A 26,105-nucleotide genomic window follows, 5' to 3' on the forward strand; every position below is an offset into this window, starting at 1 on the left:
CGCTCGGACGCCGATTTCCGGTGGACGGATCGAGCGTGGGCGGGTTGTCGCGCAACAGCACCCACGGTTCAGGTAGCCGCCGCATCAGCCCGGCACAATCGTGAAAGCGCCACCGAATTGAACTCCCACCGCTGGATCGAGCACAGCCAGATCATCAGCGGAGAAGAAAATCAGCGACGGATCGACATCCACATACGTGGTGCTGATCTCCGGGTACTGTTCCGAGCGGACCCGCAACCCCACTCGCATAGCATCTACAGCGCGGGCCACCGCAGTGACCAGGACACCCGTAACGAGCGCAGGACTCAGTGAGCCCTGCGCGATACGGGTGTCGATGTCCAGCGGATACGCTCGCAGTCGAGCCGACGCGAAGTCGATCAACGACTCAACCTGAAGGCGTTCAGCGTCATCGAAGGTTTCCCCCAGACGAAACTGAACGTCTTCAACTGTGATGAGCGGGCTAAGCGGTGCCGTCACTCGATGCCCCTGCGGGCTTCTTGGGGCTGCCTTTGCGGGAGTGGTCTTCACAACAGGCTCAACCTTCTCGGTCTCGACCGTCTCAGCCTCAACCGTTTCGGTTTCAAGCTTCTCGATCAGGCCACCCGCAGCGAGACGCGCAACATCCGCTTCCGACACATCAAGCGGCACAACCGCATCCTGATACAGGTACTTCAGCTTTCCATCAGCACCATTCACCCCGACAAGGGGCGCAACAACAACATAGGACATACTCAAACCCCTCAGATTCCGGTGATCTTGATAGCAGCACCAGGCTCGTTCACATACGGAACACACACACGCCGGCCACGAACACGCCACTGATCGTTGTCCTCGTCACGAATCGACTTCGTCTCAACGATGGCACCGGCATAACCTTCACCCAGCTTCTCGTCGCCGATACCACCAAGAGCGTTGGTGTCAATGATCCAAGCGCCAGCAGCGGGCAGGTTCGGGGTCGGGAGAATCGTCAGACCCGCAATTGTGCGGAATTCGCCCGAGTAAACAGCATTACCCTTGTCCTCGCGGGCCATCAGGGTGGACAGCTTGTCGTCAGATGCGAGGATCGCCCAAGTAGCATCGTCGACAACGATCACGTCAGGGTCATAACCCTTATTCAGGCCGGTGACCTTAGCCTTCGCGAGCATGATGTCACGAAGAATCTTAGGATCAACACCGCTCCAAGTGGATGCGGCAGCCTGAGTGGCCGTGACCTGAGAGGCAACCAACGACAAAGACAACGAGTCAATTGTCTTCACAATCTGATTGACAATCGTGTTGAACGCCTTCTCAACCGGGGAGAAGTTCGACCGCTTGATCTTCTCATCCGTGATCGGCACGTCCTGGCCCCACTTGGTGACCCGAACAGCCTGCGGGGTACCCGAACCGACACCAGCCAGCGGGTACTCAGCGCCAGGCGAAATCGCCTCAACCGGACGATCAGTGTAAAGCGGGTCATCCTGATCGAACACGATCGCGCCGCCCGACACATCCTGGCGGGAAGTCAAAATGAAATCAGAGATGAAACGCTGATTCGCAATCTCATTCACCCGAGTCGCCACAGCCGTGGGGCTGTTCAGGAACCGGTTGATCGTTGCAGTGTCCGCAGAGAAAGTGGGCGGACCAGCGGGATAAGTAATAGCCAATTTTCGGCCCTCCAGAGCCTAAAGAAGCCCACCACGAGAACGTGAGGGCTTCGAAGAATGAAATAAGAGAAAAGGAGCGGCACTCAGCGGAGCGCGACACGTACCTTGCCGCCAGCAGCAGCGGAAATCGCAATTCCCACAACCTGATCGAACGTGCCAGCGCCAGCAGTGGCGACAGCGCCAGCAGCAGCAGTAATCACATTCGCGCCGGCAACAATCGGGCCCGTTGCGGTCAACTCGTGAACACCGCCACGATGCACAGTCACCGTCTCGCCGACAGCAGCATCGAACGCCGCGACACCAAACCAGGCAGCAGACGCGGCACCTGCAGGAGCGACAGTGCTGTTACCGGAAATGGCAACCACCTGCCCGCCAGTCACAGCAGCCGACGTAGCGATCGGCACATCAGCGCCAGGCTTACGGATCGGAGTATATTCAGCCATAAGTTTTGTCTCACTTTCGATTCGGAGCAGACCCGTAGACCTGCTCGTAGAGGAGTTGATCCTCGGTTTTGGTCGGACTGGGCTGCGGTCCCGGAGACGGAACCGGAGCAGGAACGCGAGGTGCGTTCGGATCGACAGCAGCCACCGGGGCCACCAACGTCGGCTGCAGGATCGCCCAGTCAGCCGCAAGTTCTTCGGGAGTCGAGCCTTCGAGGCGATTCACCCATTCCTTGGGGACGCCGTTGTTGTAAGCGAAGTTAAGACGCAGATTCTCCTGCGCTTGCTTCTCCGCCGCAGCGGTCGCTTCAGTCGCAATCTTCTGCGCCCGTTCAAGTTCCGACAGCTTCGCATCCTCAGCCGCCTTCGCATCAGCAGCAGCCTTGTCGCGCAAAGCCTTCAAATCTCGTTCAGCTTTTTCTGCACGTGCACGTTCGGCATCGAGCGCCTTCTTGCCGGGGTCACCGAGACCCTCGGGGTACTGAGGTTCAGCCGTCGCGGCAGGAACAACAGGAGCAGTCGGCGCAGGAGCTGCGGGCACAACAGGTACAGCCTCAGGAGTGACACCAGGAACCGGCGGCACAACATTCGGATCAGAAACAACGGGAACAGCAGGGGTAACTTCAGACATAGGTAGAACGCCTCCATCGCGGGGGAATTGGCCCGCACCGGATCGCCCGGACGGGAATGAGAACAGCCACAGACCGTGGCCAAAAGAATTTGGGTACAAAAATGGCCCCGGAGCAGAAAGCTCACAGGGCCTCAAAGATTGGGATCTATCAAGTTGCGTTGGTTACCAAGATTTCACCGGTTTCGGGTATGAAAAAACCCCGAAGCATCAAACACTTCGGGGTTCAACGGCAAAGCTCACGCTTACGCAGCAGAGCGGACCCGTTCAGCAACAACACCCTCACCAGGAGCGTCATCAGACGTCAACAGCAAACCCCACTGAGTACGTGCAACCAGCGCATCGAAGATGGACTGTGCGCACCGCCGGCGAGCAGCCAAACCGCCCGCGTAGTAGATCTCCACCAACACAGTGCCGGCATCCTCAGGATCCGGGGAAACCCCCACCCGAGTGCGATCATCCGGAGTCATCCACGGCTGCGGCCCATCCAGCACCGCAGCCCCGAGAACATCCGAAACCGCCGAAACAACATCATTCAGGGAGGAAGCGCCTGACACTTCCACGTAATCGACGTTAGCCATCAGAGCCTCCAATCCTTCGTTGTAGCGGCAAACCATCTGCGCCGGCGGCACCGATGATCCAGATCTCGTGCACATCAGCATATCTACCAATCAAGTTCGAAGACAGCTCTTCAGCGGCCTCGAAACTGATATCCGAGCGGTTGATATCCAGAATCCAACGATTCGCCTGTTCACCCATGCTTTTGGTGATCTGCCGCATGATGGTGTTTCTGCTGGAAGATGTAGGCGATTTGAACTCCCACGCGACAGCCCCGTCAGGTCCCTCGATCAGAACATCTTCACGGCGAGCTGCGATCGGTGGGCGGAACGTCACGTTATGACCCAGCAGCGCCAGCCGCTCAGCAGTGTCCAACTCGTGTTGTTCCACATGCTTAACCTGCGTGCGGTCCACATTGCCTTTTCGGGGCGGATCGCCCCCTTGGATCGATTGACCACGCGTCGGAGGCTTAACGGGAGGCTTCCCACCACCCCCGCCGGTCAAAGGAACCGGCTTCGATCGCGCGGGAACCTCGTCCGCCATGTAGCCATACAGCTTCAGGAGACGCAAAGCATCAGGACGATCCTCGGCCATCGCCATAATCGACTCAGGCATCAACCTAGGTGCACTCGCCTGAAAGTTACGTCGTCCGCGAACATCAGTCGATCTACGGGCAGACCCCGCGTTCGACATCGCCCGGTAAGCGACACCTCTACGAGTCACACCTTCGTGAGTCGCGAGCAGCTCCTCGCCGAACACCTGCGCCGTGGACATCCCCCGACGTGCATTCACAACCTGACTGATGTCAGCACCCTCGCGAATCGCCTGCGCGCCAGCAACAGTGAACTGCCTTTCCTGCTGCTCCACAGAAAGGGACTCGAAATACTCGTTCGGATCGGTGGTCAGATCACCGGAGCGGTTTTCCGTAGATGGGATATGCCGGCAATCGCACCCAGGGTGCCTAAGGAACCCCACGTTGTACTTGTAGAACTTGCCCGCCAACACTGTGCACCGCGGACACGACGGCGGATTGAGCATTCGCACGTACCCGACTCGTCGCCTCGATGCGATATGCAGCGACGTTGCAGCGCGAGACGCATCCGCAACCTGTACCTGCAGCCTCACAAGCAACGCAGAAAGCCCCGACGCCCATGCCTGAGCAGTAGACGCACCCTGAGCAACCTGGCCCTTAGCGGTGACCACAGCGCCGTACATCAATGACTCCAGCGCACGCCCATCAGAGGCCACACCGACCAAGCCATCAAGATTCGGCACCGCATCCGGTTGAACGCCAATACCCAACTCGTCCAGCACATCAGCGACATACACACCCGACCCGGCCATCGCCCGACCTTGACCAGAAGCCACCAACTGCATAAGCATCGGCAAATTCCGGTCGAACCACGCATCGAAATCGGAAGGCGGTCGAGAACCCCACATATCGGCGGCGATCCCCAACACCTCAGCCGTAATCCCCCGCTGCTCCGCGTAGTGCGCGGCCGCAGCATCAGGCAGCATTCGCCTTCACAATGCCGGCAATCTGATTTGCAGGAGAGACTTCCTCATCCATCTTCCGCATCTGCTCCCGCTGAGTAGCGCTGTACCCCAGATCGATACGCGTCTGCTCCAACGGAACCAAACCAGACTCATACTTTTTCACCGCAGCATCAGCAACCTGCGCCACAGTCGGTGTCGATGGATCACGCCACACCGTCTCCAACTGGTAATCGCGATCCTCCAGCTCAGGATTCCCTCGCATGAACATCAAGTTGATGCGCTGAACGTCCTCCCACGCCCCACCGAGGAACGTGTGCTTCCGCTCAACCTTCTTCACCAACTGCGACTCCGAAGAACGCATCGCATCCGCCGAAGGAGGATTGTCACTGTTGAACCCCATGTAATGAGGCGGCAGCGCAGCCATCTGGGAAGTCAACTGCGCCAACAGTTTGATCGTGCCATGGAAGTTCGCGAGGTCGGCCTCAGGGAAGGTGCCAACATTGACATCTTTGTTCTCAGACGCCCACAGACGCCCCTTGATCTTCGACCACGAACTCACCGGATTGCCCTGACGGTCAACGAAGTCGCTCGCCTTCAACCCGAACGCCCACCGGCGCGGCATCGCATGAAACTCGGCCGAAGTCATCATGTCCGTAGCCATCTTGTTCGCCGCATCAGCTAACGGAATGATGTCCCTGAACTCCGTCATCCCATCCGGACGTAACAGGCGAGGCTTATTGACCAGCGGCACAACAGGAACAATCCCAAAGTTGTGCTTGTCTTCGAACCCGTCCTGCTTCCAGTCGCCACCGTCTTTGACGAACTCCACTGTCTCAGCAGGCGTGTACACGAGGACATGCTCGACCTTGTCCAGGTCTTTCCACTTCTTTATCGCCGCATTCACCTTGCGGGTCTTCGGATCGCGCTGCGCCCACACCTGAAACGGTGACTCGACCGTATTCCGCGGCGGCTTGTCCTTCTCCTCATTCGAGGAAATCAGCACGTAGGCTCGCGACAACGCCAACGAATCCAGATGCCCCTGCTGAGACTGCTCATCCATGTCGTTGTACTGCCAACACGCCCACAGATCTGCATCCTCAGTGTCCGAGTCCGCATACCGGAAACCTTCGACATCCAAACGGTTCTCATACGCATCAGCAACCAGACGAGCCCAGTTCAACACCAACTCGACAGCGGTGTCACCAAGCTCTTCCTTCATCGCCTCAGACATGTACTTGAGAGGCTGCTCGCCCTCCAAATAGTTGTCCCACTTCGTCAGATTCGCCAGATCAGCCGTCAAACCCTTTTCAAGAACCGGGATCAGGTCAATAGCGTTCACAGTGTCGGCCATCGGCACAACCACCCACTTTCAGAAAACAATCATTCGGCTACTCGGAGCATCCGACCAACCAGCCTCACGAGCATCAGCCGCAGCCTCATGAGCAAGAATGGAAGCCATTGCAGGATCAATCTTTTGATGATCCGCCGGCTTACCCAACACATACTTCTGACCCGGCTTCGCGACCTTCCGACAATTCGCCATAGCGATCGCCGTAATCGGACAACCATCCTGAGTGATTCGCCCACTAGCCAGATCCGTCTCAAAACGCCTAATAGCGTGAAACATTCGATCAATCTTGTTCGTCGGCCACTCCGACACATGCCCATCACCATGAGCAAGAGACCAATCACCGATCTCCGAATACCAGTCCTGCGGGTCACAATAGAACCGGCCAACACGCCACGTCGAAAAGATCTCATCCACAGCAGCATTCACCTCGCCACGCGGAATCTGATCACCCCAATCAACAGGCTTCCAAATCGTCGGCAACCGATCAGGCCCATACAACGGCGTGAACTGAAAACCATCACGCGTCTCAGCCCGAATCGCAGTCCAGTCATTATTTTCCGACCCGTCGAAACCCAACGAGATCGCAGTTCCAGGAGCAGGATTAGGCAACGCCTCTTTCTTCGACACCAGCGAACCTCGACTCCCACAAACCATCACGAAGCCAAGACCCCTGGCCATACACCAGCCGATTACCGAAGAACCGCTCAGCCTGAGCCGGATCACGCTCCAAAATCTCGGCCGCGTCAGCCTCGATCGAATCCAGATTCACCCACCACGAACCCTCGTAGACATACTGGTGAATCTTCCTACGATCACGCTTGTTCCGATACGACAGGCCAGCCGGCGGCTTCCGATAGAACCGGAAAATGTCCTGCACCTGAGACTCATACGTAGCCTGCGCAACCGAATTCTCGGACGGATCCCAACAGTTCGTGGTCTCCAACGTCCGACCACCCATACCAGCAGCACCACGACGTTGCGTATCAGCAACATTCACCATCTTATTAGTCTTGGTGTACAGACCGGTTTCATCCTGCAACGCGAAACTAATCGGATTACCAAGACGCGAATTCGCCGACGCAGTCACAACATCAATACGGTCACCATCATCATCGCCAGACTCACCAGCAATACGAATGAAACCCTCACGCGGATACATCAAATCCGACAACGGACCCAACTTGATCATCGCCACCAGCGGGCGATACACATTCGCAACCTGATCCTCAGACGTAGCCGTCAACTGAATCAACGGCGAAGGATGACGCATCCCAAGGTTAACCTGGTAACTGGGACACAAGACTCCAGCACCTGTGATTTTCGTTTTCGCGTTTGGGGGTTTGCCCCCACCCCTTGTGTTGGTGCAGGTCAGGGCGTTGCTTACCTGGGCGTACGAGTTGTGTTTGTGCTGGTCAGGGGCTTGGCCGGCTGCCTGCTTTGGTGCTGTTGCATGCCCGGCAGAGGACTTGGAGGGGTCCTGTTGGTGACCCTCCGTGTTGGATGTCGTGGATGTGGTCGGCTGTGAGGTCGGTGCTGGGGTGTCCTGGTCTGTTGTGTCCGGGGCACCAGTTGCCTTCAAGTGCTCGGTGTTCGGTTACTGCTGCGGCTCTGCGCTTCTGCTCAGCGGCTGTGCGTGTGCGCTTGGTGGGTGTGGTTGCCCACTGGTGGGCGTCACGCTGCGCCCTGTGCTGCCTGCACTCTGGCTCTGGTTGCATGTGGTGGCATCCGGGTTGTGAACAGACGCGTGTGCGTGCTCGTGGCATGGGTGCTCACCTCGCATACTCATCGTGTCGTTGGCGTGTCTGTTGCTGTTGTCTGTGTGGGACTGTCTGGTCCCCCTGTGTGCGAGGTGCCTGTGCCCTGTGTGTACGTGTGCCATGTGTACGGATGCCAGGTGCTGTTGTGTTGCACCCGTTGGCTGCTGGCCTGTGTGCTGGCCCGGTAGCCGGTGTGCGAGTGTGTCCGTGTTGGGAGTCGTGTCTTCTCGCCGGCTTCTCCGCTTTTGGTGAGTTGCCTTCGTCGGCGTGCTCACCGTGCTGGCCATGCTCGCGCTGCCCGCTGTCGCCCGCGGATTCTGTTTCAGAAAAAATCTGATTAACAAAAATCTGATTGAGAAGTTTCTGTTTAGATTTGTTTCTGCGTTTCAGATTCGCCGGCAGTTTGTTTCGGCCATCCGAGTTGGCCCCGCGATCAAGCTCCACGCATCCACTGGCGTGGGCGATAGGCACACAGTTGGCTTGCTTCGTGTGATTCCGCCGTGGTTCGCCTTCAGCCCTGAGGCTTTGATGCCGTCTCGGTGGATGGTTGGTGACCAGTGGTATGCGATTGCTGGTGGTTTCTTGCGGGTCATTCGAGGTCTGTCTCTTCTGTCTGCCCGATCAACTCAGGGATCTCACTCAACAATCCCTTGATGGAATATGTGAGCGGCCCACCAAAAGGCAACGCCAAGTACTGGGTTGAGTCGACAGTGCCTTCATCTGTGAAGCGTTGCTGCCCAACCACGAGTGCATAGTGGGAGACGATCCACGCTTCTTGTGTGCCTTCGGCTTCGTCGGCTGCGGTGGTGAGTTCTTTGATCGCGGCGTCGACTTGTTCGTATGCCCGGGTAAGTCGTTCACTCACGGGCACCTCCGCCTAGCCAGTTCCGCACCTGCGAGTCGCAGCCAGTTCCCCAGAAGTTGCAGCCGTAGCCCTTCAAAGTCCCAGCAGGAGCGTGCGCCTCGATGAAGCCGAGCATGACTTCCTCGCCGTCTTCATTGGCTGTGTGCACGTACAACTCAACCGGCCAGAAGTTGTACTTCTGCATCCAGCAGAGGACGGGCATCACTGTGTCGGTGGCATACCCGAGGTCATGATCGAGGGACAGGCAGTCGATCGGCTGCCGCAGGAGTCGGTGCGTTCGAAGCGTCTCGATCGCGGCTTCCGCAGTCATACGCAGCACCCAGCCGTCAGGCGCGGGACGCTCGTCATCTACGAACAGCTTCACGGGCACCTCCAGGTCATCGATTTATGGAGGAGCTAAACGCCGCTAGCGCTTCTTCGAAAGACGTTTTGACAATCGCAGACGGCGACGGCAACTCGTGCCCGCCAACATTCACAGCTGTATCGATATCCGGACGGTAAGTCAGCGACTTCACGCGCAACTCGCGGCGATGAACCGCATACGCAGCATCACGCACAAGCTCATCCACCGTCGCAGCATGAAACCCAAGCTCCAACAGTTCATCCCGATAGGACGCCAAACCCTGCGCCGTCGTATTGATACCAAGGTCACTGTCGATGCGATTGATCGTCAAGGTTGTTCCTCCAGGTTTTGGGCACAAAAAAGCCCCACCAACCCGAAGGATGGCAGGGCAAGATTTGTTTGACGCGTGGGCTGTAAGGCTTACATGTCCATCATGACAGTCGCAGGGACACACCGGTTTTACTTAACCCCCGTTAAGAATCACCACCCTGTATGCGACGATTCTTCGGTGAACTTCCTCCACGCCCAGGTTGCGCCCGTCATCGTGCAAAATATTCCCCCGGAGTCCTCGACATGGCTTACACAACCCGTGGCCACACTTATTGCGGCTAGCGCGGCGGTTATCGTCGCCTGCGTAACCCTCTACGGGGTTAACCGCAACCAACAGCAGCATGTCGACAAAGAGACCGTGGCCGCGATCGAAAGACGGCGCGCTGAGGCGGTATCTGCGCTGGTAGAAGCACTGGAAGCTGGAGACCACGCGTGGAGCACAGTTGGGGCATCTCACGCGTCATATCTGGGAGAATCTGACATGATCCCGCCGACCGCGCAGGACGTCGAAAATTCCCTAAACCGTTTGCGCACCGTTGAAACCAAGCTGCAACTTTTGGGTCTAGATGAGTCCAAATCTACTAAAGACCTACGAGATGCTCTCTACGCAATTTGGCGCAAAATCGATCAAGACCTGGAACCGTACCCAGCATTTGATCCAGCCTGGAAAGCGCAGGCGGAGATGCATAGCGCGTACAGGAGGACGGTGCGGGGCCTAAACACCAAATATGATCCTAAAACTGATCTTGTTCAACTTGGACTTGGTGGTACCGACATTCCTCCACAGGACAACTAGCCGCTCAACTGCCCGCATCCTCTCGTAGTTGGGGTGATCGGCATACACGGCCACGGCCAGAAGCATGTCGGTCCCCGTTCCGCGAGCCCGCCTTCAGTCTGCGGGTGTGCTGCTGTCTACTTCGGGATCATCATCATTCGACTCGTTGCGGGAACTTTCGATTGCTGATTGCGTCTTGGGCTTCACCGATGCGAACTGGCGCGCTGCCTCAATATTTAGAGCAACGGCCCCTTCCAGTCGCCACGACCCTCGCTTTACGAGTTCCCCCTCTACGAGCACAGGAAAATGATCTTGATAGGCACGAATTGCCCATCGGTGTTCCTCACCCTCGAGGTTGACGGTCACCTTTCGAAGGTGACCGTCAACGTCCGCCAGGATGGTGACTGGGCCTGAATCCCCTGGCTCGCCATTATTCAGCGATCGAGACAAACCGATCACCGAACCGAGGATTTCAGCTTTCTGCGGTTTATTGTGAATTTGCAGCGCCTCGGTTACTGCAGCAAGTGCTTGGATCGTCTTCTGCTCGAAGACCACGCGTTCCGGAACTGAAGTTGGTTGCGGCACTGAGGGTGACCAATCGAAGGTCACGTCGATCGTTTGGAGACCTGGTTCACTCGAAATCCTCTGGAGCGCCTCAGCAAGCTCTAGGCTCAAGCCTTCTTCCAGAGCTAGGCCGATCGAAGTTTCGTCACTCGCGACCTTTCTCGCTGCGTCCAAACCTCGCGACAAAGTCCGCATGACCCGACGACCAAATGGCATTATCGGATCGTCAACAGCATCTCGCAGTTCGTCATCGGATTCGTATTCGCGGTCGATGTGTATAGGCGGATCATCCGACGCTTCGTCAGTTTCGCTGGCCAAAGCCATGTTTTTGAACTCAGAAGGCTCGTCATCAAAGCGGGCGACCGCTGTGACAACAAAACTCCCCTTCTTCGTATGGCCTAAACGAAGGTTTTCAGATAGGAAATCTTCAACCTCAACTGGGCGTCGACCCTGATGAGAATGAGAAGGGCTGGCCACAGTCGTCGCTGCTGCTCTCACCATCGTAGAAATGTTGTCGAGCGCCCGTTGAGCCTGTTTGAAAGGAATAGTTCCATCACTAGAGAATTGCTGGATTCTCACAAAAAAGAGGTCCGCCGACAGTGACGTGATCCGTTCCGCGAGGCCCGTTGAATCAATCTGATAGGCCTTCTGAATTAGCTTGTTAGCTTCGAAGAGTCTCGCGTCAAAATCGAAGTACTCGCGATCGAATATGAGAGTGATAGTAGGCGATTTCAAACCTTCGGGTGCACGCCATATCTCCCACTCGTTTGCGTAGTTCTCCACCACCCCCCACCGGTTCGCCCCAAGGAACCGCTTAAGAGCTTGAGGAGGGAGGAGCGTGTCACTAGTTACCCGCTCAATGTCCACCTATCCACCCCTCTCCCACCGCATGCATGATGCCCAGCAGGGCGTCTCTGGTGAACAGGTTCGCTCGCGGGATCTTCACCGTTATCGACTGCTGCCCATCCGGCAGCTCTGGAATATCCAAGCCCAGCACCCAATACATCGAACTCGCTGTAAGGAGCCGGGATTCGTCGTGGTCCAGCCACCCGTCGACGTCGTCAGGCACCACCAACAGGGCCAGCAAGGCGGGCGTTTGACGCTTCGGCGAAGTCAGGTACTTGTGGGTGCGCGCATCGATTGACCACGCAATCTCATCTTCACGCACAACTTTCGTTTGGCTTGTACATTTCAGTTGAATATCGATCTGCGGCCCGAGTCGCACGTTGTACTCCGCAGATGACTTGATCGAGATGTCAACCCCGTCGTAGTCAGTGTCCCAGCTGAGAACTGTGCATCCCGCCGCAGCTACCACCATTCGGACATAGGCAATGCTGATCTGCTGTTTCATTTCGGTATCCGGCAACGAGTCAGTTGGCAACACCAACACCGGTTCGACGATGGTCAACTTGTGACCGTCCTAAATCGCAGCATGCGGTGGACTTTAGCCTAAGACCCGAGTCGTCATCACACGAACTGTCCGCACCGGATCAGACGAACTGTCCGCACTGGCACCACCACAGGAAGCCCAACCCGACAGCGAGGTGTCGAGCGGCACGATTCGTTGCTGTTTCGACGCGTTCTCGCATGTCGGACGCCGCTCAAATCGCCCGCATCGCTGCGAATCGATTGCGAAAGTGAGAAGATTCCCACATGCCTCAATTAGTCGAAGCGCACGTTCAAGAAGATCTCGAAGCCGGCAGAAATCCGCTACTGCGGTGGGTGGCGGTAGACGAAGGAGTTGCGCTCGGCATCCTCACAGCTTCACTCCACCTCTTTCAAGGCTCAGGCGAGAAGGAAAACGAGGTTGAACGCTATGCGTGCGTCGAGATCATTTACAACGCCAGCGATGTCAGGCGAATCGGATACACCCTCGCCCTGCACGCGAAGGCTGAAGTACAAGGGGTGGGACAAACCCTTTATCGAACGGGAATCGCCACCGACAAGGGTGAGTCCACTCTTGAAGAGGCTGGCATCGAACTATCGCCTGACGCAAGGGCCTCCACTCTTTATAGGCACAAGCCGCGGCCAAGGTTGGAGCGCGAGAAGGCCATCGACCTCGGAGACAAGGCACTGCAGTCCGCAGCAACTGAACTCGGGTTGAAGGTTTGGGGCGTTCTGTAATCACGACCACATCCCAAAGTTTTGGAGGGTGGTGGCCTGAACCAGACCACCACCCGCCAAGGCGGACCACGGGAACACCCACAAGCTCACCGGGTCAACACCAACCGCAGTGGCTGGCAAGGCAGGATTCGTGTCACGTGTGGGTTCATAGGCCTATATGTTCATCATCACAGCCGCAACGACACACCAGTTTCCTGAAAGCAACCACGTACTCCGCTGCACTAAATGGAGCTACCGGTCGAGCAATTTTCCCGACGCCTTGTTCAACTTACGAATCTGCTTTGTGGCCGCCCACAGGCCCTTCATCTTCCAGCGCTCGCTTGACCGGTGGAGGTCGTGAATCCGTTCGTGGCAGGTTTGGCACATCGGAGCGAGGTCCATCAGTCGTTCGTTTCCGAGATTTTTGTAGGTTCGATGGTGAAGGTGCATACCTGAGTGTCGAGGAGTGCCACAGCAATAGCAGTTCTTCGGCATCCCTGATCGCCAGTAGTCTTCGCGCTTCTTTCGCCAAGCTGGGCTGTTGATGTACTCCCTGTACTCAAGCCTCGTCTTCGTCGCTTTTCCAGGAACTCCCATCGCCTACCTTCTGATTGCTCGAGCAAGATCTTTCGCGAGTATGCGGAATGCAATCACCTAGTTTAGCGAATTGGACGTACATCAGATCGGCACATTACTGCGTGTTCGTCAACGAACTGGGTCGCCCTTAGACCCGATCTCGGGTGGCAAGACGGTTCCTCGGCCAGACTCCAGTTTTGAGAAGTCACAGTAGCAGGACTTCACCGAACAACCCTCACGCTCTTACCAACCCGAATTGATCGCCGCGAGGACGCACTCATTCTCCGCATCGACCAATCAGCGCACGATCATGTATTCGCCTCGACGTGGATTCTGTTCGGCTGCTTCCTGATCCGAAAACACACCCATCACACCTCCAGATTCGGCAGATAGACGCGAGGTGAGTCGAAGGACCCATCCATTCGGTACCGCTTCCGATACGCCCGCTCTGCGTCCTCGACCAGCGGCGCAATCACACTCGAAACATCCAAACGCGGCACCCCAAGCCAATCCATCAACAAATCCAGAGCGTCACGCGTTGCCTCAACAACGCCATAACTCTCAAACCGTGCTGACACCCAACCGCCATCAGAGAACTCAGCACCACTGACACGTCCGCTCCAACGATTGCCATTGCCGCAATCGACTGTCAGGTAAACCTTCCCGAGCATCGATTTGCGCCACAACCACAAGGCCGCGGGGTCAGACCATGGCAGCACCACAACCTCAGGCTCATCAATCCGCCAACCCGCCTGAACCACCCGCACCAAATTCCAGTTCTCATCCCACAACCGAACCCAAGGCAACTGCTCCCTGCGTTCGATGGTGGTGACGCCGGCACTGTCTACAACAAACACGTCATGCGCGTTCACGTTTTTCCCCTTGTCAACGAAAAGGGGTTGACTCCAAAGAATCAACCCCACAGATTTGACTACGGTTCACGGCAACCGATACTCAGACTTCATGTATCCCTCGTAGTAGTGGATCGGCATCATGTCCGTCCGATTGTTTCGCTGTTGCTCGCACCACCAGAACGCATCCTCGAAAGCATCAGCCCACGAATCAAACCGCCACTGATGAACCGTCCGCATATCCCACTCAGCGAACCCGAAATAGCGCAGAAACCAGTTGGCACGCTTACGGACAACCCACTGGCCGCCCTCTTTGCGGACCACATACTTCGTAGCCATCAGAGCACGCTCAGATCCGACCAACGCCGCTCCGTATGCTCACCAACCAACATCCCCAACATCCCCGGCTTCGACCACACCCCGTACTGATTCAGCATGTACTCGGAGGATCGTTCCGCTTCGAGGGCAGGCATCCCGAACAACGTCCGTCCCTCAAACTCATTGGTGTAGAAGTGATGATAGTGAGCCATGAACCAGAGTGGAACATTCCCCAATGTGTCAGTCCGACCGAGAATCTGACGCTCAATTGCGGACTTCGTGCGGATCTCCGTTGACCCTCCCTTGCCCTTCTCGATGTAGCCGTGAGAGAAGTAGCAGTCAACACCGGATAGGTTCACCAGGACTGCAGGGTCACCGTCGCCAATTGTCCAGTCGATGTGCGACCCGCCGAACGCCTCAGTCTCGGAGAAGAGTTTTTGCACCTGCCGAGCGATATGCGTGGAAGCATTGTCGCCCTGAGACGTGACGGGTTCCTTGGATCCGTTGCGGCTCCACTCGCCATGGTTCGATATGACCGATGACGCGCTGATCGGCAACCCGAGTTCCGCTACCTGCTTGAGTGTCCACACGCGGAGATCGAAGTCGAGTTCCAACTGCTTCGACAGGTTCAGTTCAACTGTGTGCGGCTGATTCCCGTAGTTGTTGCAAACACCTTCAGTCTCGTCACCCATCCATGCCACATGCACAGCGGATGGTGATCGGTTCTGGTTTATCAGCGTGCGGATCGCATCACAGTGGCCGGCCACACCCCGCTTCCAGTTCTCGACCGCCTGCCCGGTGTTCTTCTTCCCAAGTTGCGGGTCCGCGATGAACATGACATACGTGTTCGGGTATTTGAGGCCGGGGGTTGCGGGCCGGACGACGGTTCGGAGTGAGTCGCGCCATTCAGCTACTACCGATTCCGGTACCCGCTCTGTCGAGATTCGTTTGAATCGGGCACTGTACTTCCATGCCTGCAAGTCGATTACGTCGCGGTCGCCGTTGTCAGTGCGTTTCGACTGCTGCCACTGCGATAGTCGGATCGATACAGTGTCGTCGATGATTTCGAAGTGATCGGGGTCGAGGTTGAACTTCCGGAAGATGGGTGTCCAGTCGGTGCCGATGTCTTCGAGCATGGTGACGTTTTTGAATTCGCCGCCGTCACTGCTGAGTAGGCAGTCACCTTTGGTGAGTGTTGGTTCTGGTGGTGGCGTTTCGGTCTCATCATCTTCGCGAATCAACTCAGCTAGTACACCCATGCAATCCCCCTAGTCGCACCAGACGCCTACGCGGCGAATCCAGTTTTGCGCATCAACGTCGGTCGACCCTGATCCGTTGTGTTCTTTCGCAGCGTCCGCCAGTTGGGTTCGCAGCCGAGTGTGGTCGTCGGCTCGGAACCATTCGCGGACGCGCCAGGTTCTCGGCCTCTCAGTTCGGAAGGTTCTACTCACAGCAGCATCTCCCCTGGATGTGATCCTTAACCGCGGTCAATCCACCCGTAAACCCTGCCCGTACGCACACTTTGAAGAGTCGCGCCATGGATCCCGGCCATGTGGTGAATGCGTCGCGGTCGTCGTCATCGAGTGTGTCGAGCCACGCCCCAGCCTTACAAAACATCAGCCACCCCAGCTTCCCGCCAGTAAGGATCCGCAGACTTCAACGTCTCCACTGTCTCCCACGGCTTCCGATACACGACCGTGGTTGTCATTTCCCGCCCGCCCATGCGCACGGTGACTTTCTGTCCCTCAACGAGTTCCACGATCACCCTTTGTCTTCGGTGTCGGTGCGGTCCTCAACACCCGCAGACCGGTGAACCTCACGTTCCGCCGGCGCAACCTTCAACGCATCCAACTTGTCGGGCGAGTATCCAGCCCACCTGGTACCACCCGCATCCACGACCGGGGCGGATGTGAACCCCCACGACTGAATCAACGCCAACGCGGCAGGATCTTCATCGACCTTCACCACTGTGTATGGGGTGTGGTTGTTGTCGAGTTTCTTCATGGTGAATTTGCAGCCTGGGCAGTTGGCCTTGCTGTATACGGTTACGTTCAATTGTTTCCTAGTCCTTTGAAGATGATGTGAAGGATCATGAAAAGGACCCCAATCACGTTGCACCGCTGAGCGTCGCCGTGATGCACGAATTCGATTCGTTTCGGTATGAACTCTGCGTGATCGACACGACCGCGTCCCTGGGCCAGTCACGTGTGGCAGCAACAAACTGTTCTAGAACGTCGAGGGTCAAGCGACCGACATTCATGGTCGCGGTGGTGCTTACAACGGGCTTGGTACTCACAGGTCTCCCTCGTTATGACACAAAAAAAGTGCCCCAGACATCGCCTGGGGCTACTACTCAAACCTTCATCTGAAACAACATGAACTTCACAAGCCAGTCGTAATACGTTTCAACCAGCCACTCCCACAACCGCTTCACCAAACCGACTCCCTACGCATCTCATCGAGCATGGTCTGGATCTTCGCGACCGCTCGCGCTGACGCGTCAGTTTCAGGCAGCTCGTCGTAGTAGATGCCATACGAGTTCCACCCGAACGCGAACGAACCACTCGTGGAGATGTCTACGTGCAGGTATCCCGGTTTCACAGGCCGCCTCAGTCCACGGCTTGCACGTTGCACCACACACCTCGGAGGATTCGGCACCGTCCCCAGCACAAATCTCTGCGGAATCGACCACGGATTCGACCACACCTCTTGATACGCGAACTCGCCTCGCTCTCCCTCAGGTAACTCTTCGTAGGGGAAGACCATCCGACCGGACACACTCACTCCTCACAACAGAACGAATCAGACCAATCTGAGCCTGCAACGACTTAAGAGCACGCTCGGTGAACTCGCGCTTCAAGTTCAGCCGCAACTCAATCTCGCTCACCGACAACCGATTCGGATTCTTGCGCCGCGCACGTGACATGAGCGCTCATTCGAAGTAGCGGGTATGGACCTTGAGGTAGCCGACGATCGAACCCACCGGATCATCGTTACTCCAGTCGCAGACACCGTCGCCAGGGATACAATGGGACTTCACCGGAACCGCGAAACCCTCACGCTCACCAGACATCAACGCACCTGGCAAATGAAACGGCAGTTGCGTCTCGATACCCGCGCCGGCCTGCCTGGGGTCCGAGTACAGAACCCCTTCGACACCAGGCTTCTGTTCCTCTGTCAACACGTCTCCGACGATTCGCGAGCCCTGACTGTAGCCCACCACAAGTGTGTCCTCAGGGGCTTCCGCCAACGCTTCACGCAACGCTTGCTTGCCCGCATCCACGCTCCGGTTGTAGCTCGGCCACAACACGGTCCCCGGATACACAATGTTCGTGACAGTGTCGCCTGGCTTGATCTCGGGTGCGTGTAGTACGGCTCCGTCCCGTCCGGTGCCGTCGACAACGATCACGTTGCGAGCATTGGCATTCGAAGCCATTTCAAAAGGCGCAAGACAACCGATAAGTAGCGCGAACGTGGCAATGACCATAGGGCACTTACCCATAGTCGCCCCCCTACAACTCAATTGGTGCGGATTAACTGGCGGATTCAGGCGAGAATTGCGGCACCGTAGGCAGGCATGAAATAGTGTTCACAGCAGGCGAAAAGGCTTCGCCTCAAAAATTGAATAGGGAACAAATGAAGACGAACGAATGGCTTGTCCTCACAAGCGACATACGCGAAGCAATCGACTTGGCCAAAGCGCACGAGTCTACGCACCTCACGGCTATCGAACCGTGCAGATGCCCTGTGTCACCGTGCGACTCGGAGACGGCGGCTCCCTACAGCTACTCGGTGATCATCCAGGCCACTAACGCTACGTGTAACTGGTAGGCCCGTTTGTAGGCAGGGTGGTGGCCTGAACCAGACCACCACCCGCCAAGGCGGACCACGGGAACACCCACAAGCTCACCGGGTCAACACCAACCTGCCGCGACTGGCCAACGCCCGCAGATTCTCACACCGACGTGTGAGCCGTACCCCGTGCGAGAGTTGAACTCGCACACACATTCTTTTGAGGAATGCCGCTTTGCCTGTTTGCGTAACGGGGCAGATACTCCCGCTCATTGTGTGCAGGAGACAACCGTTGATTCGGCGGGTAGCGATAAATATCTGAGACACCCAACTGCGAACCAACTACAACCACAACACTAACTGCCCACCATCCCGAACCGGTTTACGATGCCCACGCCCCGGACCCGCCAACTCAAACCCACGCCGATTCCGAAACTGCAACTGCGAGCCAGTCTGCCTGCGCTCACACAACACACGGGCCGCCCGCAACGAATCCTTATCGAAATACCAACGCCCACCACCCCTGCCCACTTTGACGAGTCCTTCTTTCCGCCAGCGGTGGAGGGTTTTGGTGGATCGGTTGACGTATCGGGTTGCGTCCCACACGTCCAGCCACACTGTCGCCATTGATAGCCTTTCAATCCCCCGGATGGAATACCCGCCGGTCATTCATCGTCGGTAGCCTCGACATCCACAACGCGACCGAGTACCGCGGTGTAGTCGTCGTGTTGTGAAAGCCTCCCAGAGGTCTGTACCAGCAAGTCGCGGAACTCCTTTGCCTTTGATTCGTCTTCTAAGACGTACCGCGCCATAACCAGAAGTTGAAGACCCGAAACTAGGCAGTGGTCTCGGTTTGTCGAGTACTTCACCATCTGATCCGGAAAGTTGGCTTGAGTCCGCTCAAATGGCGGCACATGCCGCCACCCGTTGACTACCAGAACTCCTTTCGCTGTCACTCCGTGTTCCAACTCGGTGGCAACCCACTTCTCAAGCTGAGCAGCGTGGCTCTCTGCTCCGCTCTTCGTTACCCCCTTCACCTCAACCACGATCACCTGGCCTTCATGTTCCAATCGCAGATCGGCCCTACCTGGTTCAGATTCCAACGATTCGAAGCCAAGAAGTTCAAATGCCCTCTTGCACTGAGCTTCCAGAGCTGCGCCTTGGGCTGAGATCAACCACTTCCACCGTTCGTCCTCAGCATGCTCAGCCTTCAACTTTTCCAATGCTGCTTCGAGGGCTGCGATTTGGTTCTCAAGCTGCGACTGATCGGCGAGCCGCTTGGTTTCGGATTCAAAACGATATTCTTCAAACCACTCTGGACGTTCGATTGCACTCGGCTCTTGCAAAAGCCGAATCCACTCAAGCAGAGCGCGGGGACTGTCAAGGGGGTCCGTATCTTCATCGTCAGGTCCTTGCCCCTCCGCAGGATCACCTTCGCCTTCTTCATCGCTTGGAATCCAAAGCTCGGGGATCAGGATCGTCATACCTCTCCCCTGGTCCTGAACGAGCGACGCGACTATCAGATCTGTGCCAGCTATTTTGAGGAGCGGGATGCCGGGAACGGTATTGAAATATGCTCGGTATATCCACTGGTGTTCCGTGCGCTTCCACAAAGTGGAGATTCGTTGGTGGACCAATTCGATATTTAGTCCCACAGCCTGCCCGACCTGCAAGTCAACTGGAACTGCCACCATCAGGTCTACAAATTCGCGTAGAGTCGTCGTCACCCTGTTGCGCCCTGTCCCAGAATAGTGCCGCTCACCGGTGTCTAAGGCGATGCGCAGAGCAGGAGACAGTACGATTACCACAGTTCGTCCCAGCTCGAGAAGTCGAGCAAACTCAGTCTTTCTCCGCTCGATCGCAGCCCGCCAAAGCACAGAGACATTTTGATTGGGCGCTGGGCAATTCTCGAACTTGCTGTGCGTACTCCCGATCAGCTTCAGGTGGGTTCTTGCTGGATGCCAGACAACAACCTCGTAGTCGAACGCGGAAATCGGAGATTCGAAGCTCGTCAGGTCGCAGTCTTCGAGTTCGTACTCGGTGTCGATTAGAAGTGTGCGCATAGTTCATTGTGCGATATCACCAAGAGGGGGCACACGACAGACGGTACCAATGCATGTCAGAACAAGGCAGGTTCAGCATCCCTACGAGCCGCGAAATCCTGCTCCGACGACAAAAACACATCCAACTCAGGCCACAACATCCGATTCACATTCCGAACCGAACGCACCTCCCCCACAAACCCCTCAGGAGCAACAAACCCCACCGCCCCCAACAGCCACGCACGAATATCCCGAACAGCCGTCAAATCGCCATACAAGACACCCCGCGGCACACCCTGCACACGCCACACCCAGCCCCGATGAGGAATCCCCAACGCATCAGCCCACCGAAACAGGACAGCAGCCTCAGCGTCAGCACAATCCAACGCATCAACATTCAACGGAGGCTTAGACTTCGGACGCGCACCAGTCGACACACGCTCAGCATCCTCCACACGCTCAACATCCGACTGATCCCGACCCGCCGCAGCACTACTGTTTGCGTACGCTTGCCGGCGGAGGAACTCGATCACGTCCGGGGTGTCTTTGACTAGGTCGATGAGTTCGTTCATGGGTCCCCTTTCTGTGGGGTGGTCATTTGACTCGTCGTGTTGGTTTGAATGTTGTTCTGCGTGTGCGGGCTGGGTTGTTTGCCCACATCGGCGGACTGGTTGAGGGTTTCGGTAGCGGGGTAGCAACCTCAGGTTTACGCCCACCAAGGAAACCGCCCGTGCTTCCAGTACGCCGGCCATACGTCCACTGGGTTGATTCGATCGATGGCCTATCGACTGGAACCCACCAAGGCGACGGATCGGGCGTCCACTGAATTCTCCCGTCCTCCTGCTGCTGGAAAGTGCCGGTCAGTTGCATGAAGCTGATCGCCTGGTTCAGTCCATGCTTTCGGATGAGAGCCATCAGATCGAGGTGCTCAATGTCGGGCAGTCCGCACAGTCGCCGCATCTCTTCATACGGAACCTGCGGCGTCATCCCGCATCCCCCGGAGTGAAGAGGACGGTGACACTGCCGTTTTGCTCTAGCGGGTCTTCGGCGGTGTCGTGCCACGGAATAATCCACATGCGTGCGCATTTGACGAAGATGTGACCGACTGGACCTACTAGGGCTTGTGTCCAGACGACTGACCCCACCGGCAGCGCATCCAACTCGGCCGCGCTGTTCACCGTGTGAGGCTTCGACCAACCAGCGGCGAGGAGTCGGTCGGCCGCGTGCTGTGGCAGCGTCCCAATGCCACCGGGGTTGTCGAGAACTGCGCCGGCCAATATGTGCACCAGTTCGTCTCTCGCTGGTGTGGCCTGTGATCGGATCTCACTCACAACGACTCCTCCGAAGGCTTGCTGTATCCCAGCGATTCGATGACCGCGAAGACTGTTCCGACAAGGTCTTTGACGTCCCACTTGTTCGGAATGCGGCGTGGCATTTCTCGTGTCAGTGCCCATTCCATGACCTCGCGATCGGATTGGGCTAGGTGGCCGCAGTTGTTGCAGGTGGTCAATGCGCTCATTGCTGCCCCCCTTCGGGCTCGTCGAGTCCGCGCTCGTACAGGAATTGCTTGCACGCCTTGAGGTGCTTAATGAGGGGGTCGAGCTGATCGAATCGGATGTTGAGGTCGTCGCCATATCGGTTGTCGATGGTGATGCCGGGCTGATGAACTTCCCCGGGGCACTCAACGATTGGGTCGTGCCCGTTGTCGAAGTCGCCCCAGTTCCAAATCTTTGTGCTCATGATGGTGTCTCCAATTCTCGGATTGCGAGGCAAGGGTGAGGGACGATGGCATATCCGTGTTCGTTGCTTCCGCAGCCTTCGCACATCCCGAACTCGTCGGGCGTGTGCAGTGCTTGGACTCGCTCGACAGCCGCAACCAGGGCGTCCGCCTGCTACACCAACTTGAACGCAATGGGCGGGTCCAAAGTGATCGCACGCCGACGAGATAATGGGACTTCTCGAATCGCCTCGGCTATCAGCGCTTTCGTGTGCTCAACATCCACCCCAGTCACGAGGACACCTCGGCCCCTTGGGTGACGACCGACGAAAGCAGGTATTCCAGAATTCCCTGTGCTGCATCGGCGAAATCGATGACAGTGTGGTCGCTACCAATGTCGTAGCCCAGCAGGATCTCCTCAATCGCGTCGGCACTGAGCTGGTCCATTGGAATGCCGACAACGTCCCTGCCTGATAGTTCGCGAACACCGATCAACCTGGACAGGTCTCCGTAGTGAACTTTCCATGTCGGATGCAACGAATGGATCCGTGTCGGGTCGTTGTCGAGTCGCACTCGGAGATGCGCTGTAGCTCTGGTTGATCCCACGATTGTTCCGAAGTCGATGTCGTCGCCTCCGAAGAATGTGATCCGTTGGCCTCGGCTCGCTGGTACCTGGTAGTTCTTTCGGATGTATTCAAGGCTCATGCCGCCACCCCCAATGTCATTTGCTCGCCGGCAGATGAATGTGTGTCACTCCATAGGTCGATGAACCACGGCTTGTTCGCGATACACGCAACGTGTCGAACACTTCCCTCCCCGCAATGCCGCCGATGAGCATCGACATAGGTGCCGCCGTGGCTGGCCTGCCACAGCATCGAGCAGCGTTCCGCGTGTACGAGTTTCGCGCCGGCGAAGATGGTTTCGGTTGCGAGGAACGTCTTCCACTTCGCTTTGGCTGACTTTTCGTGTTCGGGGTGATTGCACTTCTCTGTTCGGCAGATGAGGAAGATCCGCCAGCCGTCCGCGCTCATGCTCACCCCTCCTCGGCCGCAACGAACGGGGCACAGAGGTTGGCACTTGCGCGGGCGCCGGGTGATCTGAGCCAGCCGTCAGGGTCACCTCGCCAAGTTCCGTCTGTGCCGCGGACCATCACGTTCTCGGGTACGTCTTCGATCCGCTTCCACGGTCCGGTTTCGGTGGGGGCAGGGACAGCCGGCGAGGAGGACGACTTCTGCCAGTGCTCACCATTTGCCGTTGTGTGATCGCCGTAGTGCCCGGCCGCCAGCGCACACAGGTAAGCGCGATCACCCTGGAAGATGCCTGCGCACGTTTCCGCTTTCGTCTCCTCCTCGGCGGGTTCGGCAGGGGCGGAGTAGTACTCCTCAGCGGTCTCGCGGTAGGTGCGGCCCAGTGGATCGTTCGGGTTCACGTCACCCCAACCATCCTCGGCGGGTTCGGTTGCCGGGAACAGGGCGCGGAGACGGGCCTGCGCATCGAGCACAACCTTGATGTCCTGCGAACCATTCAGGCCGAGCACGATCCGCACGTCTTTCACCTGTTCGGCGGTGAGTGCCATACCGCCGGCAGGGATGAGACGGCCAGTGGACTGGAGATGCGCGAGGACCCGCTCAACCCCGGTTCGCACAGCCTGCTGCGAATCTCCGGTCATTGACTCGAAAGTGCGACTGGCATTTCGGTCGAAGTCGACGCTTCGCCACCACGCTGCTTCACCCTCAATCTGCCGGTTTGCAAGTTCGGTGGTGAGGTCAGGCGTGAGGTCTACGGCTTCAGCGTTCATCTCAGCGACGGCTGCCGCCATCTCCTGCCCGATGCGCGTGAGCTTCTCAATCCGACTTTCAATCATGTGTTCTCCTAGTTCAATGAATTGATCACCGCCTGAGCGGGCTTATCCCGAATCACCACAACTGCCCGACGCAACGCCTCCACGTCATCCCGCAAATGCCCCAACAGCTGATTGCACGGCGAACAGAGAAGGCTCCGAACACATTTGCCGCACGATTCCCCGCCAGGGCAGCAACTGTGGTCGTGATCGACAGCGAGCATCCGCGCCTTTCCTGACGCTCTTTGGCAGATGTAGCAACGTCCGCCTTGTGCCGCCAGGATTGCGGGGTACATTCCTGGCGGCAGTTTGTAGGTGTTTTGGACGTAGCGGGCGTGTGATTTCGCCTTGGTGGCTGCACGTTTGGCTCGGTGGTGGGTCGTGCAGCGTGGTCCGGGTACTGGTTTGCCGGTTCGTTTGTGTCTGTGGCGATTGGCCGGTTGGTGGTGATGTTCTCGGCCACGCAGTCAACGCACGGTTTCACGATCTCAGTGCCTTGTACCGTTCCAAGTACCAGATTGCCTTGTCGATGTCCTCAATCGGACTGTCATGCTTGAGGTCTGCACGCCAGATGTACTTGGTTGCGTTTCCGAGCAGGAACCCCATGTGCTCGGTGATCTGAATGCATTCGATGCCGCTGGGGTGGCTGCGGTAGTGGTTGGGGTTGATTGCGTCTGACTGCAGTTCATAGTCAGTTGGCTTGTCTGGCACATCCCACTCTGCAGCTGGATCAGCACCAGGATCACCCAGCCCGTCACACTGCAACGGAACCTCACGCTTCCACTTGTAGTTGCCACCCGGCACCGAGAACAGAAGCCACTTCGTATGCGGATCGCTGAAGTAGGCCGTTAGGAATCCAGGTTGCGGGAATCCGAAGTTGGCGGTGGCGTAGTCCGCCCACATCTCATCAAACTCGCGAATATCGCTCACGCTGCCAACCCCTTCGGCAAATGATCATTCTCGATCAGCACCTTGAAACCCTGACGCGCAGCCGGCAGATAAACAATCACACCCTCAGGACGATCGAAATCAGCTACACGCGAACCAGACTCAGCCAACTCCGCGACAGTGTCATCCACCGCATTCGTAGTGAAGTCGCCGCGGTACAACACCGGCACCACACCCAAAGAATCGACTGCCGCCAACTCATCAGCATGTGACTGCCAACGATCCACGTTGAACAAACTAAATCGCTTGTCGCCGTTCTTCAGGCCGTAGGCGCGTTGAATTCCGCTACCCCACCATTCGCCGTAGTGATATCCGGGCCCGAGGGTGTCTGCGAGTGCGCCGGCATTGGCGTAAACCCAGCGGGCGAATCCTGCGTTGTCGTTGTCTGGGGTGACGATGCGGTTGCGTGATTGTGCGCCTACGAATGTTTGGTCATCGTTGACGTAGATGCAGGCGTTTGTGCCGTCAATCTTTTCGGTGATCACGACGGATCGTTTGAGGCGTGGCGTTTTGGGCCAGGGCTTGAATTCGAAGTCACTCATGTTCAGTCTCCTGTTCTGGGTTGGGGAAGCCATCGAATGGGTCGTCGGGCAGGTCTCTGCAGTGCCAGCACCATTCGGGTGGGAACTCGGATCGGACACACAAACCATCAACAAGCGTCATTTGCCCAACTCGATTCGTAGTTCACGGATTTCGGTGATCAGTTGGTCGACGGCGATCAGAAGTTCACCTGTCGCGGATTCGTGGTCGCTTTGCCCTATGGATTCGAGGGCTGTATCTACCCACACTTGTGCTCGTTCTAGACGTTCACTCATGCTGCGATTTCCTCCACCGGCACCAACTCATACCCGCAAGCAGCCAACGCCTTCTCATGAGAACGAACAGAACCCTCAAACAACGGCACCCCACCAAACCGCGTAAACACCACAGTCGACGCACGCTCAACATCCGGATCCGACGCATCCGGCTCGATGATCGTCCACACCAACAGTTGTTTGCCGTGGGCTGTGGGGCCGTCTTCGATGTCGTAGATCTCGGCGTGGCCGGCATACCCGGTGGCGGGTTGAGCTGTGGGCCAGGCTATTGCAGTCATGTTTTCTCCTTTGGGCATGAGAAAGGGAGGACCACAGCTGTGTGATCCTCCCGTGCAGGTGTATTCAGCTATGG

At 57.2% G+C, this 26,105-nt stretch carries 35 protein-coding genes and 1 tRNA gene; 2 read left to right on the top strand and 34 right to left on the bottom strand.

Annotated elements, in window-relative coordinates:
- Positions 1-84: 84 nt before the first annotated feature.
- The 13 genes from P0M12_RS30100 to P0M12_RS30160 all read right to left on the bottom strand — a co-directional run bounded on the left by P0M12_RS30100 (position 85) and on the right by P0M12_RS30160 (position 9,413).
- A complete protein-coding gene (locus P0M12_RS30100) occupies positions 85-729 on the bottom strand; it encodes a hypothetical protein (protein ID WP_277377263.1) in 645 nt (214 codons plus the stop codon).
- A gap of 11 nt (positions 730-740) precedes the next feature.
- Complete coding sequence (locus P0M12_RS30105) at positions 741-1,547, bottom strand: hypothetical protein (protein WP_277377264.1); 807 nt, start codon at positions 1,545-1,547, stop codon at positions 741-743.
- Positions 1,548-1,726: 179 nt separating this feature from the next.
- Entirely contained in the window at positions 1,727-2,086 is a 360-nt protein-coding gene (locus P0M12_RS30110) for a DUF2190 family protein (protein ID WP_277377265.1), read from the bottom strand.
- Positions 2,087-2,096: 10 nt separating this feature from the next.
- Entirely contained in the window at positions 2,097-2,714 is a 618-nt protein-coding gene (locus P0M12_RS30115; protein WP_210377285.1) for a hypothetical protein, read from the bottom strand.
- Positions 2,715-2,956: 242 nt separating this feature from the next.
- Entirely contained in the window at positions 2,957-3,292 is a 336-nt protein-coding gene (locus P0M12_RS30120; protein WP_210377287.1) for a hypothetical protein, read from the bottom strand.
- Positions 3,285-4,787 (bottom strand): hypothetical protein, encoded by a 1,503-nt coding sequence (locus P0M12_RS30125; RefSeq protein ID WP_277377266.1) that lies wholly within the window; start codon positions 4,785-4,787, stop codon positions 3,285-3,287. Before P0M12_RS30125 ends, P0M12_RS30120 begins: the two co-directional genes overlap by 8 nt.
- Positions 4,777-6,117 carry a phage portal protein gene (locus P0M12_RS30130; RefSeq protein ID WP_277377267.1) on the bottom strand — a complete coding sequence of 447 codons (1,341 nt, stop codon included), beginning with the start codon at positions 6,115-6,117 and terminating at the stop codon, positions 4,777-4,779. The genes P0M12_RS30125 and P0M12_RS30130 overlap by 11 nt, the downstream gene beginning before the upstream one ends.
- Positions 6,118-6,135: 18 nt before the next feature.
- On the bottom strand, positions 6,136-6,744 hold the full coding sequence (locus P0M12_RS30135) for a terminase (protein ID WP_257230614.1): 609 nt from the start codon (positions 6,742-6,744) through the stop codon (positions 6,136-6,138).
- A complete protein-coding gene (locus P0M12_RS30140; RefSeq protein WP_277377268.1) occupies positions 6,719-7,387 on the bottom strand; it encodes a hypothetical protein in 669 nt (222 codons plus the stop codon). The genes P0M12_RS30135 and P0M12_RS30140 overlap by 26 nt, the downstream gene beginning before the upstream one ends.
- 142 nt (positions 7,388-7,529) lie before the next feature.
- Positions 7,530-7,880 carry an HNH endonuclease gene (locus P0M12_RS30145; RefSeq protein WP_210377294.1) on the bottom strand — a complete coding sequence of 117 codons (351 nt, stop codon included), beginning with the start codon at positions 7,878-7,880 and terminating at the stop codon, positions 7,530-7,532.
- 583 nt (positions 7,881-8,463) lie between these two features.
- Complete coding sequence (locus P0M12_RS30150) at positions 8,464-8,739, bottom strand: hypothetical protein (protein ID WP_210377296.1); 276 nt, start codon at positions 8,737-8,739, stop codon at positions 8,464-8,466.
- Complete coding sequence (locus P0M12_RS30155) at positions 8,732-9,103, bottom strand: cyclic-phosphate processing receiver domain-containing protein (RefSeq protein ID WP_277377269.1); 372 nt, start codon at positions 9,101-9,103, stop codon at positions 8,732-8,734. The genes P0M12_RS30150 and P0M12_RS30155 overlap by 8 nt, the downstream gene beginning before the upstream one ends.
- A gap of 13 nt (positions 9,104-9,116) precedes the next feature.
- The gene (locus P0M12_RS30160) at positions 9,117-9,413 is read right to left on the bottom strand and encodes a hypothetical protein (protein WP_210377300.1); all 297 of its coding nucleotides are present in this window, start codon (positions 9,411-9,413) and stop codon (positions 9,117-9,119) included.
- A gap of 177 nt (positions 9,414-9,590) precedes the next feature.
- Here P0M12_RS30160 and P0M12_RS30165 point away from each other — a divergent pair, with 177 nt between their 5' ends.
- Positions 9,591-10,208: a hypothetical protein gene (locus tag P0M12_RS30165; protein WP_277377273.1), complete on the top strand. Its 618-nt coding sequence runs from the start codon at positions 9,591-9,593 to the stop codon at positions 10,206-10,208.
- 93 nt (positions 10,209-10,301) lie between these two features.
- On the opposite strand, the gene P0M12_RS30170 is transcribed toward P0M12_RS30165, so the two are convergent.
- The gene (locus tag P0M12_RS30170; RefSeq protein ID WP_277377279.1) at positions 10,302-11,534 is read right to left on the bottom strand and encodes a hypothetical protein; all 1,233 of its coding nucleotides are present in this window, start codon (positions 11,532-11,534) and stop codon (positions 10,302-10,304) included.
- A 73-nt stretch (positions 11,535-11,607) separates the two neighbouring features.
- The gene (locus tag P0M12_RS30175) at positions 11,608-12,159 is read right to left on the bottom strand and encodes a DUF4365 domain-containing protein (RefSeq protein ID WP_277377280.1); all 552 of its coding nucleotides are present in this window, start codon (positions 12,157-12,159) and stop codon (positions 11,608-11,610) included.
- 245 nt (positions 12,160-12,404) lie between these two features.
- Between P0M12_RS30175 and P0M12_RS30180 the strand changes: the two genes are divergently transcribed.
- Entirely contained in the window at positions 12,405-12,875 is a 471-nt protein-coding gene (locus P0M12_RS30180) for a hypothetical protein (protein WP_277377281.1), read from the top strand.
- 923 nt (positions 12,876-13,798) lie between these two features.
- Here P0M12_RS30180 and P0M12_RS30185 read toward each other — a convergent pair.
- The 19 genes from P0M12_RS30185 to P0M12_RS30275 all read right to left on the bottom strand — a co-directional run bounded on the left by P0M12_RS30185 (position 13,799) and on the right by P0M12_RS30275 (position 26,031).
- Positions 13,799-14,302 carry a hypothetical protein gene (locus tag P0M12_RS30185; protein WP_277377282.1) on the bottom strand — a complete coding sequence of 168 codons (504 nt, stop codon included), beginning with the start codon at positions 14,300-14,302 and terminating at the stop codon, positions 13,799-13,801.
- Positions 14,303-14,368: 66 nt separating this feature from the next.
- Positions 14,369-14,620, bottom strand: a complete 252-nt coding sequence (locus P0M12_RS30190) for a hypothetical protein (RefSeq protein ID WP_277377283.1) — start codon at positions 14,618-14,620, stop codon at positions 14,369-14,371.
- The gene (locus tag P0M12_RS30195) at positions 14,620-15,435 is read right to left on the bottom strand and encodes a hypothetical protein (RefSeq protein ID WP_277377285.1); all 816 of its coding nucleotides are present in this window, start codon (positions 15,433-15,435) and stop codon (positions 14,620-14,622) included. Before P0M12_RS30195 ends, P0M12_RS30190 begins: the two co-directional genes overlap by 1 nt.
- A gap of 925 nt (positions 15,436-16,360) precedes the next feature.
- Positions 16,361-16,804, bottom strand: a complete 444-nt coding sequence (locus tag P0M12_RS30200) for a glutaredoxin family protein (RefSeq protein ID WP_346772258.1) — start codon at positions 16,802-16,804, stop codon at positions 16,361-16,363.
- 727 nt (positions 16,805-17,531) lie between these two features.
- Positions 17,532-18,035 (bottom strand): PE-PPE domain-containing protein, encoded by a 504-nt coding sequence (locus P0M12_RS30205; RefSeq protein WP_277377288.1) that lies wholly within the window; start codon positions 18,033-18,035, stop codon positions 17,532-17,534.
- Positions 18,036-18,574: 539 nt separating this feature from the next.
- A tRNA-Leu gene (locus P0M12_RS30210) sits at positions 18,575-18,648 on the bottom strand.
- A 408-nt stretch (positions 18,649-19,056) separates the two neighbouring features.
- The gene (locus P0M12_RS30215; protein ID WP_277377289.1) at positions 19,057-20,454 is read right to left on the bottom strand and encodes a hypothetical protein; all 1,398 of its coding nucleotides are present in this window, start codon (positions 20,452-20,454) and stop codon (positions 19,057-19,059) included.
- Positions 20,455-20,510: 56 nt separating this feature from the next.
- Positions 20,511-21,005, bottom strand: coding sequence for a hypothetical protein (locus tag P0M12_RS30220; RefSeq protein ID WP_210377318.1), 495 nt, complete (start codon positions 21,003-21,005; stop codon positions 20,511-20,513).
- A 411-nt stretch (positions 21,006-21,416) separates the two neighbouring features.
- The gene (locus P0M12_RS30225; protein ID WP_277377291.1) at positions 21,417-21,764 is read right to left on the bottom strand and encodes a hypothetical protein; all 348 of its coding nucleotides are present in this window, start codon (positions 21,762-21,764) and stop codon (positions 21,417-21,419) included.
- Positions 21,761-21,952: a hypothetical protein gene (locus tag P0M12_RS30230; protein ID WP_277377292.1), complete on the bottom strand. Its 192-nt coding sequence runs from the start codon at positions 21,950-21,952 to the stop codon at positions 21,761-21,763. The genes P0M12_RS30225 and P0M12_RS30230 overlap by 4 nt, the downstream gene beginning before the upstream one ends.
- On the bottom strand, positions 21,949-22,173 hold the full coding sequence (locus P0M12_RS30235; RefSeq protein ID WP_277377293.1) for a hypothetical protein: 225 nt from the start codon (positions 22,171-22,173) through the stop codon (positions 21,949-21,951). Before P0M12_RS30235 ends, P0M12_RS30230 begins: the two co-directional genes overlap by 4 nt.
- Positions 22,174-22,441: 268 nt before the next feature.
- Entirely contained in the window at positions 22,442-22,855 is a 414-nt protein-coding gene (locus tag P0M12_RS30240; protein ID WP_277377294.1) for a hypothetical protein, read from the bottom strand.
- A complete protein-coding gene (locus P0M12_RS30245; RefSeq protein ID WP_277377296.1) occupies positions 22,852-23,181 on the bottom strand; it encodes a hypothetical protein in 330 nt (109 codons plus the stop codon). The genes P0M12_RS30240 and P0M12_RS30245 overlap by 4 nt, the downstream gene beginning before the upstream one ends.
- 2 nt (positions 23,182-23,183) lie before the next feature.
- Positions 23,184-24,014: a hypothetical protein gene (locus tag P0M12_RS30250; RefSeq protein WP_277377297.1), complete on the bottom strand. Its 831-nt coding sequence runs from the start codon at positions 24,012-24,014 to the stop codon at positions 23,184-23,186.
- An 8-nt stretch (positions 24,015-24,022) separates the two neighbouring features.
- Positions 24,023-24,286, bottom strand: coding sequence for an endonuclease VII domain-containing protein (locus P0M12_RS30255; RefSeq protein WP_257230695.1), 264 nt, complete (start codon positions 24,284-24,286; stop codon positions 24,023-24,025).
- A gap of 184 nt (positions 24,287-24,470) precedes the next feature.
- The gene (locus P0M12_RS30260) at positions 24,471-24,920 is read right to left on the bottom strand and encodes a DUF3310 domain-containing protein (RefSeq protein ID WP_277377298.1); all 450 of its coding nucleotides are present in this window, start codon (positions 24,918-24,920) and stop codon (positions 24,471-24,473) included.
- Entirely contained in the window at positions 24,917-25,480 is a 564-nt protein-coding gene (locus P0M12_RS30265; RefSeq protein ID WP_277377299.1) for an RNA ligase family protein, read from the bottom strand. Before P0M12_RS30265 ends, P0M12_RS30260 begins: the two co-directional genes overlap by 4 nt.
- Positions 25,481-25,597: 117 nt before the next feature.
- The gene (locus P0M12_RS30270) at positions 25,598-25,753 is read right to left on the bottom strand and encodes a hypothetical protein (RefSeq protein ID WP_277377300.1); all 156 of its coding nucleotides are present in this window, start codon (positions 25,751-25,753) and stop codon (positions 25,598-25,600) included.
- Positions 25,750-26,031 carry a hypothetical protein gene (locus P0M12_RS30275; RefSeq protein ID WP_277377301.1) on the bottom strand — a complete coding sequence of 94 codons (282 nt, stop codon included), beginning with the start codon at positions 26,029-26,031 and terminating at the stop codon, positions 25,750-25,752. Before P0M12_RS30275 ends, P0M12_RS30270 begins: the two co-directional genes overlap by 4 nt.
- Positions 26,032-26,105: the final 74 nt, after the last annotated feature.

Origin of the sequence: Rhodococcus sp. RCBS9 (genome assembly GCF_029457415.1) — a bacterium.
GTDB lineage: Bacteria > Actinomycetota > Actinomycetes > Mycobacteriales > Mycobacteriaceae > Rhodococcus_F > Rhodococcus_F qingshengii.